This is a genomic window from Amycolatopsis rhabdoformis (genome assembly GCF_035918295.1).
Taxonomy (GTDB): Bacteria; Actinomycetota; Actinomycetes; order Mycobacteriales; family Pseudonocardiaceae; genus Amycolatopsis; species Amycolatopsis rhabdoformis.
The window spans coordinates 5,440,558-5,454,692 of sequence record NZ_CP142149.1 but is presented as its reverse complement, the minus strand read 5'-3'; the positions used below and the strand labels follow the sequence as shown (position 1 = coordinate 5,454,692).

21 protein-coding genes are annotated in these 14,135 nt (G+C 69.0%); all 21 read left to right on the top strand.

Going from position 1 to position 14,135, the window contains the following annotated elements:
- The first annotated feature begins 22 nt into the window (after positions 1-22).
- Positions 23-277: a hypothetical protein gene (locus VSH64_RS24950; protein ID WP_326565095.1), complete on the top strand. Its 255-nt coding sequence runs from the start codon at positions 23-25 to the stop codon at positions 275-277.
- Positions 274-948 carry a hypothetical protein gene (locus VSH64_RS24945; protein ID WP_326565094.1) on the top strand — a complete coding sequence of 225 codons (675 nt, stop codon included), beginning with the start codon at positions 274-276 and terminating at the stop codon, positions 946-948. The genes VSH64_RS24950 and VSH64_RS24945 overlap by 4 nt, the downstream gene beginning before the upstream one ends.
- Positions 945-1,340, top strand: coding sequence for a hypothetical protein (locus VSH64_RS24940; protein WP_326565093.1), 396 nt, complete (start codon positions 945-947; stop codon positions 1,338-1,340). Before VSH64_RS24945 ends, VSH64_RS24940 begins: the two co-directional genes overlap by 4 nt.
- 2 nt (positions 1,341-1,342) lie before the next feature.
- Positions 1,343-1,729, top strand: a complete 387-nt coding sequence (locus tag VSH64_RS24935) for a DUF6221 family protein (RefSeq protein WP_326565092.1) — start codon at positions 1,343-1,345, stop codon at positions 1,727-1,729.
- Entirely contained in the window at positions 1,729-2,046 is a 318-nt protein-coding gene (locus VSH64_RS24930) for a hypothetical protein (protein ID WP_326565091.1), read from the top strand. The genes VSH64_RS24935 and VSH64_RS24930 overlap by 1 nt, the downstream gene beginning before the upstream one ends.
- Positions 2,043-2,498, top strand: a complete 456-nt coding sequence (locus tag VSH64_RS24925; RefSeq protein WP_326565090.1) for a hypothetical protein — start codon at positions 2,043-2,045, stop codon at positions 2,496-2,498. The genes VSH64_RS24930 and VSH64_RS24925 overlap by 4 nt, the downstream gene beginning before the upstream one ends.
- Before the next feature lie 1,249 nt (positions 2,499-3,747).
- A complete protein-coding gene (locus VSH64_RS24920; RefSeq protein WP_326565089.1) occupies positions 3,748-4,218 on the top strand; it encodes a phage terminase small subunit in 471 nt (156 codons plus the stop codon).
- 1 nt (position 4,219) lies between these two features.
- Positions 4,220-5,836, top strand: coding sequence for a terminase (locus VSH64_RS24915; protein ID WP_326565088.1), 1,617 nt, complete (start codon positions 4,220-4,222; stop codon positions 5,834-5,836).
- Between the two features lie 16 nt (positions 5,837-5,852).
- The gene (locus VSH64_RS24910; protein ID WP_326565087.1) at positions 5,853-7,325 is read left to right on the top strand and encodes a phage portal protein; all 1,473 of its coding nucleotides are present in this window, start codon (positions 5,853-5,855) and stop codon (positions 7,323-7,325) included.
- Positions 7,309-8,277 (top strand): hypothetical protein, encoded by a 969-nt coding sequence (locus tag VSH64_RS24905; RefSeq protein ID WP_326565086.1) that lies wholly within the window; start codon positions 7,309-7,311, stop codon positions 8,275-8,277. The genes VSH64_RS24910 and VSH64_RS24905 overlap by 17 nt, the downstream gene beginning before the upstream one ends.
- Before the next feature lie 77 nt (positions 8,278-8,354).
- Positions 8,355-8,999, top strand: coding sequence for a hypothetical protein (locus VSH64_RS24900; RefSeq protein ID WP_326565085.1), 645 nt, complete (start codon positions 8,355-8,357; stop codon positions 8,997-8,999).
- 40 nt (positions 9,000-9,039) lie between these two features.
- Entirely contained in the window at positions 9,040-10,224 is a 1,185-nt protein-coding gene (locus VSH64_RS24895; RefSeq protein ID WP_326565083.1) for an SU10 major capsid protein, read from the top strand.
- 7 nt (positions 10,225-10,231) lie between these two features.
- Positions 10,232-10,597: a hypothetical protein gene (locus VSH64_RS24890; RefSeq protein WP_326565082.1), complete on the top strand. Its 366-nt coding sequence runs from the start codon at positions 10,232-10,234 to the stop codon at positions 10,595-10,597.
- 18 nt (positions 10,598-10,615) lie between these two features.
- Positions 10,616-11,191 carry a hypothetical protein gene (locus tag VSH64_RS24885; protein WP_326565081.1) on the top strand — a complete coding sequence of 192 codons (576 nt, stop codon included), beginning with the start codon at positions 10,616-10,618 and terminating at the stop codon, positions 11,189-11,191.
- Positions 11,191-11,595 carry a DUF6093 family protein gene (locus tag VSH64_RS24880; protein WP_326565080.1) on the top strand — a complete coding sequence of 135 codons (405 nt, stop codon included), beginning with the start codon at positions 11,191-11,193 and terminating at the stop codon, positions 11,593-11,595. The genes VSH64_RS24885 and VSH64_RS24880 overlap by 1 nt, the downstream gene beginning before the upstream one ends.
- 19 nt (positions 11,596-11,614) lie before the next feature.
- A complete protein-coding gene (locus VSH64_RS24875; protein WP_326565079.1) occupies positions 11,615-11,986 on the top strand; it encodes an HK97-gp10 family putative phage morphogenesis protein in 372 nt (123 codons plus the stop codon).
- On the top strand, positions 11,983-12,402 hold the full coding sequence (locus VSH64_RS24870; RefSeq protein WP_326565078.1) for a hypothetical protein: 420 nt from the start codon (positions 11,983-11,985) through the stop codon (positions 12,400-12,402). The genes VSH64_RS24875 and VSH64_RS24870 overlap by 4 nt, the downstream gene beginning before the upstream one ends.
- Before the next feature lie 5 nt (positions 12,403-12,407).
- On the top strand, positions 12,408-12,737 hold the full coding sequence (locus tag VSH64_RS24865) for a hypothetical protein (protein ID WP_326565077.1): 330 nt from the start codon (positions 12,408-12,410) through the stop codon (positions 12,735-12,737).
- 3 nt (positions 12,738-12,740) lie between these two features.
- Positions 12,741-12,950: a hypothetical protein gene (locus VSH64_RS24860; RefSeq protein WP_326565076.1), complete on the top strand. Its 210-nt coding sequence runs from the start codon at positions 12,741-12,743 to the stop codon at positions 12,948-12,950.
- Between the two features lie 5 nt (positions 12,951-12,955).
- Positions 12,956-13,438: a phage tail tube protein gene (locus VSH64_RS24855; protein ID WP_326565075.1), complete on the top strand. Its 483-nt coding sequence runs from the start codon at positions 12,956-12,958 to the stop codon at positions 13,436-13,438.
- Between the two features lie 82 nt (positions 13,439-13,520).
- Positions 13,521-14,117, top strand: a complete 597-nt coding sequence (locus VSH64_RS24850; RefSeq protein ID WP_326565074.1) for a hypothetical protein — start codon at positions 13,521-13,523, stop codon at positions 14,115-14,117.
- Positions 14,118-14,135 lie beyond the last annotated feature (18 nt).

Here is a 14,135-nt window from a genome sequence, read left to right as displayed (position 1 = left end):
GACGGAGGACGGGCCTTGCCCGATGCCGGCACTGTCCGGGGTCGACACGTGCCTGCGCCACACCGGCCCAGGCCAACGCGTCCAGCTCGGTGGCCTGATCGGCCACGACCACACCGCCGAACGCCGACCCGCCGACCCGGCCGGGCTGGCCGGCATCGACGACGAACCCCGAACCGACATCCCGGCCCGCCCGTACGGGACGGCATGGACCGCCGCACCCACCCCGGTGCGGCGCCACGGCTGGCTCGCCGCCGCGATCCGCGGGATGTTCCGATGACCGACATCGCCGAAGGCAAATGCCGCGTCTGCGTGCGGCAGAACGCCACGAGCGTCGCGTACGCGTGCAACGACTGCGTGAACCGGTTCATCCGGCTGGTGGGGGAGCTGGTCGTCTACGGCACGCTGATCCTGCCGAACATGGTGCAGCCGGGCGGCGGCATGACCGGCCGAGGCTCCCCGGGGTTCGGGCCGCGCTCTCCGGCGCGTGACGACGTGATCTCCGCCCTCGACCCCCGCTCACTCCCGGGCGACGTGGACGAGCACGGCGACGCCGTCATGCGCCGCCCCGACGACGGGGCTACCTGGGTTGCATCCATCCCCGGCCGCCTCGCCGGCCTCGCCAACGCCATCGCTGAGGATCGCGACGAGGCCCGCCCGGGCGGAACCCTCGACGCGGACGCCGGTTACATCACGCGCAACGCGTGGTGGCTCGCCGGTCAGTCGTGGATCGGTGAGGCCTTCAACGACATGGCCGAGGTCCACGCGATGGCCCGCCAGCTCTCCGGGGACGCCCCGCAACGCTCCCTCGGCGCCTGCCTCAACGTCACCTGCGGCCGGGATGTGTTCTGGGGCGGCGTCGGCAAGCCAGCCCAATGCACCGGTTGCAAACGCACATACGACGGCCTCGACCTTGTCCGCCTCGAAGCAGCACAGGAGACAGCAGCATGACCAACTACGAGCAGTGGGTCCGCGACGGGCAGCGCGTCGAGGCTCGCTACGTCCACGGCGACGGCGTCCACGCCACTGGCTACGTCTACGCCTACTCGGATCGCCCCACTGTCGTACTCGTCCAAGAGGACGGCCGCGAGGTTTATTGGGGCGCCGACCTGTGCGTCCCGGTCGACGGTGGATCGAACGAAGCCCGCAATGCCGCCCTCGCGCGGCGTAGCGACACCCCGATGGACCTCGCGACCGCGCGCCGGATCGTTGCCGAGGCCGAATGCCGCGCCCACGGCCACGACTGGGACGCCATCATGGTCCCCATGCTTTCGCCCCTTCCAGGCGCGTTCATCTGCAGCCGCTGCCGTGCGAAGCTGACCGTCACGGCCTCGGGGGGATGACCATGGATGACCTGATCGCGTTCCTCCGCGCACGCCTCGACGAGGACGAGCGGATCGCCAAAACTGCGGACCCCGGTCCTTGGCACGCAGACGGTGGTGGCATCCACAAGGGCCACACGACCGACGAGGTCGTGGACTACGCGGGCGACAACGCCGAGCACATCGCCCGCCACGACCCGGCTCGCGTGCTCGCCGAGGTCGCCGCCAAACGGCTGATCATCGAGCTGCATCAGCCTGATCACAAGCAGCGCGACTGCGGGACGTGCATGTCCAGGAAGATCGGATACCAGGAGGATTGGATCGAGGAGGAGTGGCCGTGCAAGACCCTCTGCCTGCTGGCTCTTCCGTACGCCGATCACCCGGACTACCGAGAGGAGTGGCGGCCGTAATGGACGATCTGGAGTCGCTCCGCCCGATGCAGGACGCGATCAACCGCATGCACGAGGACATCGCTCTCGCCCGAGACATCATGGCCCCGGTCCGACCCTGCACCGCGCGCCGCCTCGGCTTGCACCGCCCGTGCCCGTGCATGGCCTACCCGCAGCGGTTCATCCTCGGCCACGACCCGGCCGTGGTTGCCGACGAGGTCGTGCGTGTGTGGCAGAACGCCGCCGGCCTGTCACGGATCATGGCGCTGCCTGAGCCGGAGATCAGTTTCACCCGCCCCACCCGCTGCGACGGCACCTGCCCGATGGCATCGCCGTGACCCGCGCCCGCGCCGCCGACGTCGTCCTGCTCCTCGCGCAGGAGGCTGACCGCACCGGCGACGAGCGGTACCGCGTCACACCCACCACGCTCCGTTCCTGGGTCTATCGCGGCCACATCACCCGCGACCCCAAGACCGACGGCTACGACCTCCACGAAATCCTCACCTACCTGGAAAGCAGGGACACCCCGGTGATCAAGCCCATCTCCATCACCCAGAACCCCGACGGCACCACCACGCTGCTCGTCGAAGGCCACGACATCTCCCACAGCGCCACCGGACTCCAGCTCGACATCCGTGCTGGCGACCTCGCCAGGGTCACCATCGACCTCGGCAGCGCCGCCCTGGCCTACACCGGCGAAGCCGACGTCACCGTCAACCCGACCGACGCGGAAGCCCTCGTCGCCCTCGGCTGGACCCCGCCCGCTGAGGCCGCCTCGCCCGCCGTGTGAGGATCGATCCATGAGCGACGAGAACCCGACCTGTTCGAAGTGCGACAACGCCCCGGCTGGCCCTGGCGGCATCCTCTGCCCGGCGTGCCGAACCACCATCGAGGCACAGCGCCTGGCCGGGTAGACCGCGACACGCGCCACAGTGGACCCCCGGTGATTGCCCAAGGTCAACAGGTGTGCAACGCTCTACCCGGGCGTGAGCTATGCCCGCCCACGGCCGTCTCGGGCTGACGCGCAGAGAAGCCCGAAGGCCTGCCACACGGTCGCTCTGCGCGAGCGGCAGAAACCGGGGATACGTCTACTGGCCGTGGCCAGTCCCGGGGGCGTGGAGCCAGACGACAGAACGGCCCCCGTCGTACCGCTCTGCAGGCGTACGCGGGGGCCGTCCTCATGCCAGCTGCTCGACAGAGCCGGGCAGAGCCCGTGGCGCAGGCCGGCACACCGACAGCGCGCGACGGGCGCCCTGAATCGAGTACGCCCTGCAGGAAGGCAGCACCCATGGACACCACCCCCGTGGAGGAGTACCAGGCAGCCCTACGCCGCCTGGACACCGTGGCCTCCCGTGCACCCCGGACCGACACCACCGCCACGCTGCGGGCATCCATCGCTGCGGCTGATGCGTGGGCACAGCAGGGTCTCGACGCCCTGGCCACCACCCAGCCCCAGCCCTAGCCCGAGCAGTCCATGCCCAGGGCCATGAAGGTGTGCAGCACCACCGGCTGCCCCGAGCTGGTACCCACGGGCACGGGCAGGTGTGCAGAGCACACGCGCGCAGCAGAGCAGCGACGAGGCAGCGCACGCGAACGTGGCTACGGCCACCGCCACGCCACCCGCTTCCGCCCCCGTGTCCTGGCCCGTGACCCGATCTGCGTCGAGTGCAAGCGCGAACCCTCAGTGCACGCGGACCACCATCCGGTCGACCGTCGCACGCTGGTGCTGCGAGGCGAAGACCCGAACGACCCGAAGCACGGACGCGGACTCTGCACAAGCTGTCACAGCAGCTCAACCGCAAGGCATCAGCCTGGAGGTTGGGCGAACCGATGACCGCGAGCGCATCGATCTTCGATCCACGAGGCGCGAGCTGAAGTCGATCACCTCGACCAGGTACCCCCCGGGGGGATACCCCCTAAGTGGATCTACCCGGGACCGACGGGGAGGCAGATTTCTGGCTGTACGGATCCCCCAGGTTTTTCGATCATGAAATTCGGGTGGCGGTGCGATGCCGTTGCCCTGACATCTGGAGGGCGCGATGCCCGCCTTGCCGAAGCAGAACCCGGCTCGCCGGAACAAGACCGCGACCAGGGCGACCCTGTCGCGCGATCACGATGTGAAGATGCCGCCGTTGCCGGAGCGGATGCACCGGTCGGACGACGGCGACGACATGATCGTCGGCTGGCACGAGATGACGCTGGCGTGGTGGGCGGACATCTGGGCGTCGCCGATGGCGCCCGAGTTCGAGATCTCCGACATGCACGGCCTGTTCGTCCTCGCCGTGCTGGTTGACGACTTCTGGCGAAACCCCACTACCGCGCTGGCCGCGGAAATCCGGCTGCAGCGGATGGCGTTCGGGCTCACCCCGATCGACCGCCGCCGGCTGCAGTGGGAGATCGAGCGGGTCGACGAGGCGCAGGACCAGGGGCAGAAGCGCCGCGCGGCCCGCAAGGAGCACGCGGTGAAGGAGCCGAAGCCGGATCCGCGGAACGTGCTGAAGCTGGCGTGACGTGCCGGGGCTGATCGTCCCGCCGTTCGACGAGGAGCCCTGGCCGACGCTCGGCCCCCAGGTCGTTGACCTGATCGAAGACGGCGCCACTTTCGGTCCCGGTGACCTTCGCGGCGAGCCCGCGGTGGTTGACGACGAGAAGCGCGCGCTGATCTACCGGGCGTACGAGATTTTCCCGAGGGGCCACCCGAAGGAAGGGCGACGGCGGTTCAAGGAAGTCGACATCTCGCTGCGGAAAGGCACCGCGAAAACGGAGCTCGCGGCGTGGGTGGCGTGGGCCGAGCTGCACCCCGAGGGCCCGGTGCGGTTCGACGGCTGGGACGCCGACGGGGAACCGGTTGGCCGGCCAGTGCGCGACCCCTACATCCCGATGGTCGCCTACACCGAGGAGCAGACCGAAGAGCTCGCCTACGCGGCGCTCAAGGTGATGTGCGAGGAAGGCGACCACGCCTACCTGTTCGACGCGGCGCTCGAGCGCATCACCCGCGTCGACGGATCCGGGAAGGCGGTCGCGCTGGCCGCGGCCCCGGACTCGCGCGACGGCGCGCGCACCACGTTCCAGCACTTCGACGAGTCGCACCGGATGAAGACGGCGCGTCTGCTGCTGGCGCATCAGACGATGATGGCGAACATCCCGAAGCGGCCGATCGCGGATCCGTGGTCGCTGTCGACGACGACGGCCGGCGTGCCGGGTGAGGGTTCGGTCGCCGAGACCGAGAAGCAGATGGCCGAGGACATCGCGGCGGGGAAGGCGAAGAACCCGCAGTTCTTCTTCTTCCACCGTGAGGCCGGCAAGCAGCACGACCTCGAGACCGAGGACGGGCTGCGCGCGGCGATCGTCGAGGCATCGGGCCCGGCAGTGGCGGCGTGGTCGGACATCGATTCGATCGCGGCGTTGTACACCAAGCCGAGTACGGACAAGGCGTACTTCGAGCGGGTGTGGCTGAACCGGTGGGTCGCGTCGAGCCGGCAGGTGTTCAACCCGGTCCGCTGGGCAAAGGAGCTGGCGCGGCCCGGCATGATCCCGGACGACGAGCCGATCGTGGTCGGGTTCGACGGCGCCCGGTGGCGGGACGCGTGCGGGTTCATCGGTACCCACATTGAGACGGGGCTCCAGATGCCGCTCGCCTCGTGGGAGAACGACGCGCTGACCGACGACTGGGAAGTCACCGACGAGCAGGTCGACGGTGCGCTCGCCGAGATCATGAAGCGGTGGAGCGTGTTCCTCGTGTACGCGGACCCGCCGCGGTTCGAGGCGAACGTCGCGAAGTGGTCGGGCAATTACGGCGAGAAGAAGGTCGTCGAGTGGTACACGAACCGGCCACGCCAGATCGGCCAGGCGATGCGCGCGTACAAGACGGCGCAGACCACCGGTGAGGTCACGAACAACGGTGACGAGCGGTTCGCCCGGCACATCAGCAACGCACGCAAGGGTGACCTGAACGTCCTGGACGACGACGACACTCCCTTGTGGACGATCTACAAAGAGCGGCCTGACTCGCCGCTCTTCATCGACCTCGCCATGGCCGGCTGCATCTCGTGGCAGGCCCGCCTCGACGCGCTCGCCAAGGGCGGGTGGCAGAAGAAGCAGCGGCGCAAGGTCATCGCGATGGGGTGACGAAGGGGAGGTGCACATGGCCGTTCCGGGCAAGGACGACGCCGAGGGCTGGCTGAACTTCCTCTCCGTCCGCCACGACGCTGAGATTCCGGTGCTGGAGGACCTCAACCGGTACTACGAGGGCACGCAGCCGCTGAGCTACATGCACCCGGAGATTTTCGCCGAGGTCGGAGACCGCATCAAGCCGGTGATCATTGCGTGGCCTCAGCTGGTCGTGGACGCGATCGAGGAACGCCTCGACGTCGAAGGGTTCCGGCAGCCGGACGAGGACGGCGACGACACGGACCTGTGGCGGGTGTGGCAGGCCAACGACATGGACGAGCAGTCCCAGCTTGCGCACGTGGACTCGTTGGTGATGCGCCGCTCGTACGTGTCGGTCGGTACGAACGAAGAAGACCGGGACACGCCGCTGCTGGCGGCGGAGTCGCCGCTGGAGATGTACGCCTACATCGACCCGCGAACCCGCAAGATCCTGGCTGCGCTGCGTCGCGTCGTCGTCGACGACAGTTTCGCGCGCGAGACGGAGCGCTCGGCGACGCTGTACCTGCCGAACGACACCATCTTCTACGGCCGCAACAGCAGCCAGTGGAAGGAAGACGACCGGGACAGGCACGGGCTTGGCGAGCCGCCGGTGGTGTCGCTGATCAACCGAGGCCGGCTCACCAGCACCCGCACCCGCGACCCGAACGTGCTGTCACGATCGCGGTACGGCAGCTCCGAGCTGGCGCCGATCCTTCCGTTGTCGGACGCGGCCAACAAGATCGCCACCGACATGATGATCGCGGCCGAGTTCCTCACGACCCCGGTGCACGGCTTCTTCGGCCTCGGCCCCGAGGACCTCGTCGACCAGAACGGCAACAAGCTCACCCCCTACCAGGCGCTGCTGCGGAAGTTCCTGCTCATCCCCAACGGCGTCGACGAGGGCGTGAAGGAGTTCGAGTTCTCCGGCGCGAGTCTGACCGGCTTCCACGAGTCGATCAACAAGCTGGGGCAGCTTGTCGCGTCGCTGGCCGGCCTGCCGCCGCACTACCTCGGGTTCACCACCGACAACCCCGCGAGCGCGGACGCGATCCGCTCGAGCGAGGCCCGGCTGGTGAAGCGCGCCGAGCGGAAGCAGCGGCCGTGGGGCGGATCGTATGAGCGGATGTGCCGGCTAGTGCGCCGCTTCCAGTCGGGCGAATGGGACCCGAAGCTGAAGCAGCTCGAGACCCGCTGGCGCGACGCCTCGACGCCGACGGTCGCGCAGACCGCCGATGCGGCCTACAAGTACTACACGCCGCCGGCGCCCGGGATGCGGCCCATCCTCACCCTGCGCGCGGCGCGCGAGCTGATCGGCAAGTCCGACGCAGAGATCCGGCGCATGGATGCGGAGGACGAAGAAGCCGACCGGAGGGCCGCCGAGCTCGACCCGGTCGGCGTTCTTGCCGACCGAATCCAGCCGAACGACCAGCCGCCGCGGCCGGAGCCCGCCGATGTCGTCGGCGCGTGAGATCGCGCTCGATCACAGCTCGAACCGGCGTCGGATTGCCGGCGCGGCTGCGCGCGCGGGTCTCGCGATGTGGCGGCAGGTCGACCCGGCCAACCTGACCACGTCGTGGACACGGCTGATGGCGCGGATGTTCGTGGTGCTGCAGGGCGCGCAGTTGGCGGCGGCGTCCACTGCGGACGCGTATGCGGGTGAGGTGCTCGCCGCGCAGGAGATCGAGACCGCGCCAGCCGGCGCGGTAGTACCGCAGGCGCTGGCCGGGATCGCGTCCGATGGGCGAGACCTGCTGTCGCTGCTGCTGAACCCGGTCATCTCGACGAAGTACGCCATCGGCCAGGGCGTCGAGCTGGACCGGGCGCTCGCGCGCGGTGCGGCATCGCTGGACATGCTCGTGCGCACCCAAGTCGCGGATGCCGGCCGGGTGGCAGACGGGGTCGCAGTCACGGTGCGGCCGCGCACGGGGTACGTGCGGATGCTCGTCGGGCCATCGTGCGCGCGGTGCGTGATCCTGGCCGGCCGGTTCTACCCGTACAGCTCCGGGTTCGAGCGGCACCCGCTGTGCGACTGCACGAACATCCCGAGCGCCGAAGACGTCGCCGATGACTTCACTACCGACCCGATGCGCGCGTTCCACGAAGGACACGTGCGCGGGCTGTCCAAGGCGGACGAGCGGGCTGTGCGCGACGGCGCCAACCTGGCGCAGGTCGTCAACGCCCGGCGCGGAATGCGGGTCGCCGGATCGTTTGTGGAGCAGCGCGCGGACGGCACTGCCGTGACCCACCGTGGACGCGTCGTGAGCCAGCCTGGCCGCACCACCGAAGGAACGACACGCTTCGGCCTCGCCGGGCGACGGCTCGGCGGGCAGGCGCGGCTCATGCCGGAACAGATCTACCGCGATGCCGTGTCGCGGGATGAAGCCGTGCAGCTTCTCCGGGCGCACGGCTACATCGTTTGACCGCCGTTTGACGGCCATTTGACTCCCGACCGCGCGATGCGGCCCGGGCAAACCCTCTGCGATGGAGGACCCACCTCATGACCATCCCGACCTCGTCGGCTGCTCCGGCCGGACAGCCGACGCCCACACCTCCGGCCGAGCCCCCGAAGCCGGCCCCGCCGGCCCCGGCCGCGGCGGAACCCACCACCCCGCCGGCGGGCGACCCGCCGAAGGGCGACGACGACAAACCCCTCGGCGAGGGCGGGCTCAAGGCGCTGCAGGCAGAGCGTGCACGTGCCGACGAGCTGGAAAAGCAGGTGAAGGCGCTCGCGCCGCTGCAGAAGCTCGCCGAGGCGCTCGGCACCACCGGCGACTCCGGCGCGGGCAAGACGGAGATCGAACAGATCACCGAACGTCTCGCGCAGCACGAAACCGAGCTGAAGACCGAGAAGCAGGCGCGTTGGCGCGCCGAGATCGCCGCGGAAAAGGGTCTCACGATCCAGCAGGCCGCCCGGCTGGTCGGCACCTCGAAAGAGGAACTCGCGGCCGACGCGGACGCGCTCGCGGCGCTGTTCCCGACCGCCCCCGCAGCGCCCGGCACCCCGAAGCCGGACCCGAGCCAGGGCGGCCAGGGCGGCACGCCGCCGGACCTCGACGCGCAGATCGCCGAGGCCCAGGGCAAGGGCGACGTGAAGGCCGTTCTCCGCCTGCAGAACCAGAAGTTGGCCAACGCCAAGCGATAACGGGCGCCCTGTGCGCCCAGACTGAAAAGGAGACACCCAGATGTCTGGGATCACCGCACTGGGCACCACGTACAACCTCCCCAACTACTCGGGGATCCTCTACCAGCTGACCCCGGCCGACACGCCGTTCTTCTCCGCGATCGGCGGCCTGTCGGCCGGCGGCGGACAGGCGACGGACTACGAGTTCGAATGGGAGACCTTCGACCTCCGCGACGCCGCGCAGAACACGGTGCTGGAGGGCCAGGACGCGCCCACCGACCAGAACCGGGTCCGCGCGAACGCGTCGAACATCCTGCAGATCCACCAGGAGACCGTCGGTGTCTCCTACACCAAGCAGGCCGCGACGCAGCGCAAGTCCGGGCTGAACAACGGCCAGAGCAACCCGGTGCTGGACGAGCTGGACTGGCAGACCGAGCAGATGCTCAAGCAGATCGTGCGCGACATCAACTGGTCGTTCATTAACGGTGTCTACCAGAAGCCGTCGGACAACACGACCGCGCGCAAGACCCGCGGTCTGCTCGCCGCGATCGCCAGCAACGTGACCGACGCGGCCGGCGGCGTCACCGCCACCGGCACGGCGGCCGCATCGACCGACCTGATCACGCTGTCCACCCACGGCCTGGTGAACGGCGACACGGTTACGTTCTCGAGCGTCGGCGCCGCGGCCCCGCTCGTGGCGGGCCAGGCGTACTACGTCGTGAACTCGTCGACGAACACGTTCTCCGTGGCCCGCACGAAGGGCGGCGCCGCGGTGAACATCAGCGCCGACGGCACCGTGATCTGGTCCAAGGGCGTCGCCCTGACCAAGAACATGGTCGACGACACGCTGCAGCTGGCCTACGACAACGGCGGCATCTCCGAGTTGGAGACGGCGACGATCCTCACCGGGTCGGCGCAGAAGCGTGCGATCACGAACGTCTACTCGTCCGCGGGCTACGTCACGAAGGAGCTGACCGGCAACGTCGGCGGCGTCAACGTGACCCGCATCGAGACCGACTTCGGCGTGCTGAACGTGATGCTGGACCGGCTCATGTCGCAGTCCTCGCTCGCGGTGGTGTCGATGGAGCAGTGCCAGCCCGTGTACCTCGACGTGCCGGGCAAGGGCCACATGTTCCAGGAGCCGCTCGCGAAGACCGGCGCCAAGGACCGCAACCAGATCTACGGCGAGGTCGGTCTCGCGTACGGCAACGAGCGCGCCCACGCCAAGATCACGAACCTGAAGTGAGGCAGGCATGGCCTACCGAGTGACCGCGGGCCGCGTGTCCGCCGAAACCCAGGTGACCGAGGCCGGCGGCCGCGCGACCGTCGACCACTACCGCGGCGCCGTGCTGCCGGACGACGTGCCCGACGAGCAGCTGCAGCACCTGCTCCGCCTCGGCCACATCGAGGACGCCGACGGCGAGCCGGAACCCGAGCTCGCCGAGGTCCTCGACGCGGAGCCCTCCGGGGACGTGCAGCCGGACGACGAGGACGACCAGGCCGATCTGTCCGCGATGGACAAGGACGCCTTGCTCGCCTACGCCGACGAGCACGGCCTCACCGTCGACAAGCGGCTCGGCGTGGACAACCTCCGCGCCGCGATCGAAGCCGCCGAGTAGCAAGGGAGGCGGGGGTCCATGGCTGACACACTCGCGACGGCCGCGGACCTCCGCGCCCTGCTCGACGAAGACGAAACCTCGCTCACCGACGACAAGGCCGCGGTGCTGCTGCAGTTGGCGACCGGGGCCGTACAGGCCGCGGCCGGCCAGGATCTGCTCGCGGTCGTCGACGACACCGCGCAGCTGCTCGGCGACACCGACGTGTGGCTCACGCTTCCGCAGCGGCCCGTCACCGCGGTCAGTTCGGTATCCATCGACGGCCGGCCGGTCACGGACTTCAAACGGTTCGGCGACCGGCTGTGGCGTCGCTGTGGGTGGGCGACCTGCCCCGGCGAACCGTCGGTGGTCGACGTCGTCAACTCGCACGGATATGAGGACTGGGACTCGAAACTCGGCCTCGCTCGTTCGGCGGTGCTGTCGGTGGCGGCGCGGATGTTCGCCAACCCGGTCGGCGTCACCGGCCAGTCCATCGACGACTTCTCGCAGCAGTTCAGCCAGTCCACGAACTCGGACCTGTCTGGGTTGATCCCGGAGAACCTGCGGAAGTCGCTGCGCCGCGCGTACGGCGCCCGGGCCCGGTTCGTGAAGCTCTGATGCGCGTCCTTCGCCTCACCGGCGCCGGCCGCCGCGCAGCCGAGGCCATCATGCTCGACGCCTGCCGCATCCGCCCGGTCGACCAAGACGAGGTGACCACGGATCCGGTCACCGGCGACGTGACGCCGGCGTACGGGGACGCGGTCTACACCGGGAAATGCAAGATCCAGAACCAACGTCCGTTTCCGTCCACACCGGACGCGGGCGAGCACCAGTGGACCCGGTCGCCGATGTGGCTGCACCTCCCGGTCGTCGGGAGCGGGCAGGTGAAGAACGGTCACGTCGTCGAGATCACCTCGTCGGTGAACCCGGACAACGTGGGCCGGCTGTTTCGGGTCGAGGCCGGTGACCCCAAGACCTTTCAGACCGCGCTGCGGTTCCTCGTCGAGGAGATCGTCGGCTGACACCAGCTGGGAGGTGCCCGTGGCTGAAGTGGACATGTCCCAAGTCGACGCACTCGCCGACGATCTGGAAGCGGTCGCGGCGAAGGCAACGCCGAAGGTGAAGAAGGTCGTGGAGAAGGGCGCGAACAACGTCAAGAACGGGATGCGCGCCGACGCCAGTGGTCACGCGAGCTTCAAGCACTTCTCGCGGTCGATCACCTACGACATCACGCACGACGGTTTGGGTGCGGAGATCGGGCCGGACAAGGACTTGATCCAGGGCGCACTCGGGAACTTGATCTACTTCGGTCGGTCGGACACCGCCGGTGTGGTCGACATCAACCCGCCGCTGGACAAGGAAACACCTCGGTTCGCGGACGCACTGGCCGATGTCGCCGAGGACATCCTGTGACCGGCGTCGTCTCCGCGCACCACGCCGCGATCTTCGGTCTGCTGCAGGGCGGTTCGCCCACGTTCACCGTCTACGACGGGCAGGTCCCCAACGAGCCGGAGTACCCGTACGCGGTGCTGTACATGGACACCGGGATCGATGAGGCCACGAAGCTGTGCGGCGACCCGGACACGGCGACGTTCCGGTTCCAGGTCACCTCCGTCGGGCTCACCGCCATGGCAGCGCTCGTCGTCGTCGATGAGAGCCGCATCCGCGTGCTGGGTGTGCGCCCCGTCATCGCCGGCCGTGCCCCGGTGCGGATCCGGAAAGAGACCACGATCCCGATCCGCGAAGACCGGGACGTGACCGACACCGCAACCAACCGCCACCCGATGTTCGGCGTGGACACCTACGTCTTCGAGTCCTGGAAGGACTGATCCTCATGGCCACCGTCACCCCACAGCAGGTCAAGTACAGCGGCGTCGTGCTGACCACGGTCGCCGCGACGGCCGGACCCGACAAGGTGAAGTGGGGCGAGGACGTCGCCCTGCTCATCACGAACGGCAGCGGCTCGGCGATCACCGCCACGGTGGTCGTGCCCGGCAACACGAAGTACGGGCAGGCCGAACCCGACGTCACGAGCGCGTCGATCGCGGCGACGAAGCAGGTCGCGTTCGGTCCGTTCCCGAAGGACCTCGCCGACGACAACGGCGACGTGTCGTTCACCGTCTCCGCGGCCACCTCGGTGACCTACGCCGCGATCCGGGTCTGAGCCATGGCCGTGCAGTTTGTGCGCGCCAAGTGCGACGCCACCGGTGCCGTCACGTCCCTCGCCGAGTCCGCGCTGCAGCACCTGCCCGCGTGGCGTGCCGTCGACGGTCCCGTCCCGGATCGGCCGAAGCCGGCCACGTTCCCCCGAACCTCCGGTGAGGCGCCGGAGAACGAAGACGCCGACAGCTCGTCGGCCAACACCGAACAGGAGTAGCACCCATGGCCGACATGCTGACTGATGGCGCGATCAAGGTCACCTACGTGCCGACGATCGCGAACATCGCCGCACCGACGGTGGCCGAGCTCGGCGCCGGGCTGGACCTCGAGTGCCTCATCACCGCCGACGGGTTGAACGTCACGGTCGACGAGGAAACGGTGTCGATCCCGAAGCTGTGCGACACCACGAACTCCGAGGCCCCGGGCCGGGCGACGTACTCGATCGACTTCACGTTCGTCCGCAAGACCGTCACCGGCGAAGACGAGGCCTGGGCCACGATGGTCCGCAAGACCCCCGGGTTCATCGTGTTCCGCTACGGCCCGCTCGCCACCCAGGCCTACGCCGCCGCGGACCCCGTGCAGGTGTTCCCCGGCCAGTCCGGCGAGCGCCGCCCGCTGCAGCCCGAAGCGAACTCGGCCGTGAAGTTCTCGAGCAAGTGGTTCGTGGACGACGTTCCCGACCTCGACGCGGTCGTCGCCGCCTGATCTCCGGGGCGCCCGGCACCTTGGCTCCGTCGGGCGCCCCGGACCTTTCTTCTGCTGGAGCCAAGGAGCCAAGGAGCCAAGAGTGGAACCCCAAGACATCGACGAGCTGGTGGCCGCGGCCACGCGGCCGGAGGCGACCGTCTCGCTGTGCTTGCGCGCGGATCTGCGTGAGCAGTGGGAGATCCTCAACAACGACCTGATCAACATGCAGGCGGCGAGCCAGACCCTGGGCGCGTCGAAGGAGCAGAAGGACCTCGCGCAGAAGATCCACGCTCTGCAGGACGAGATGGCCGCGAGCACCATTCAGGTGCGGATGCGGGCGATGACGAAGCCGGCGTGGCGGTCGATGATGTTCTCGCACGCGCCGCGCGAGAACGACCCGAAAGACTTGGCGCTCGGCTACAACCGGGAGACGCTGCCCGATGCCATCGTGGCTGAGTCGATCATCGAACCGGAACGCACCGCTCGCGAGTGGCAGAACGTGTTCGAGGTCCTCACCTCGCGGCAGTACGACGACCTCGTCGACACCGCGTGGGCCCTCAACCGCAAGGACACGAGCACCCCGGTTTTCAGCCTGGCCGCTTCGCTGGTGATGCCCGCCTCCGGCGAGAAGTCGCGGCAGCAGTCCGCCTCGGCATCTCGCCGTCGCGCTTCGCGGGCGAAGAACCCCGAGAGCTGACCGAGTACCAGCGCGACA

Bases quoted from the DNA above. Each gene is read 5' to 3' on its own strand.
- VSH64_RS24950 (WP_326565095.1), top strand. From the start codon at position 23: ATGCCGGCACTGTCCGGGGTCGACACGTGCCTGCGCCACACCGGCCCA.
- VSH64_RS24945 (WP_326565094.1), top strand. From the start codon at position 274: ATGACCGACATCGCCGAAGGCAAATGCCGCGTCTGCGTGCGGCAGAAC.
- VSH64_RS24940 (WP_326565093.1), top strand. From the start codon at position 945: ATGACCAACTACGAGCAGTGGGTCCGCGACGGGCAGCGCGTCGAGGCT.
- VSH64_RS24935 (WP_326565092.1), top strand. From the start codon at position 1,343: ATGGATGACCTGATCGCGTTCCTCCGCGCACGCCTCGACGAGGACGAG.
- VSH64_RS24930 (WP_326565091.1), top strand. From the start codon at position 1,729: ATGGACGATCTGGAGTCGCTCCGCCCGATGCAGGACGCGATCAACCGC.
- VSH64_RS24920 (WP_326565089.1), top strand. From the start codon at position 3,748: ATGCCCGCCTTGCCGAAGCAGAACCCGGCTCGCCGGAACAAGACCGCG.
- VSH64_RS24910 (WP_326565087.1), top strand. From the start codon at position 5,853: ATGGCCGTTCCGGGCAAGGACGACGCCGAGGGCTGGCTGAACTTCCTC.
- VSH64_RS24905 (WP_326565086.1), top strand. From the start codon at position 7,309: ATGTCGTCGGCGCGTGAGATCGCGCTCGATCACAGCTCGAACCGGCGT.
- VSH64_RS24900 (WP_326565085.1), top strand. From the start codon at position 8,355: ATGACCATCCCGACCTCGTCGGCTGCTCCGGCCGGACAGCCGACGCCC.
- VSH64_RS24895 (WP_326565083.1), top strand. From the start codon at position 9,040: ATGTCTGGGATCACCGCACTGGGCACCACGTACAACCTCCCCAACTAC.
- VSH64_RS24890 (WP_326565082.1), top strand. From the start codon at position 10,232: ATGGCCTACCGAGTGACCGCGGGCCGCGTGTCCGCCGAAACCCAGGTG.
- VSH64_RS24885 (WP_326565081.1), top strand. From the start codon at position 10,616: ATGGCTGACACACTCGCGACGGCCGCGGACCTCCGCGCCCTGCTCGAC.
- VSH64_RS24880 (WP_326565080.1), top strand. From the start codon at position 11,191: ATGCGCGTCCTTCGCCTCACCGGCGCCGGCCGCCGCGCAGCCGAGGCC.
- VSH64_RS24865 (WP_326565077.1), top strand. From the start codon at position 12,408: ATGGCCACCGTCACCCCACAGCAGGTCAAGTACAGCGGCGTCGTGCTG.
- VSH64_RS24860 (WP_326565076.1), top strand. From the start codon at position 12,741: ATGGCCGTGCAGTTTGTGCGCGCCAAGTGCGACGCCACCGGTGCCGTC.
- VSH64_RS24855 (WP_326565075.1), top strand. From the start codon at position 12,956: ATGGCCGACATGCTGACTGATGGCGCGATCAAGGTCACCTACGTGCCG.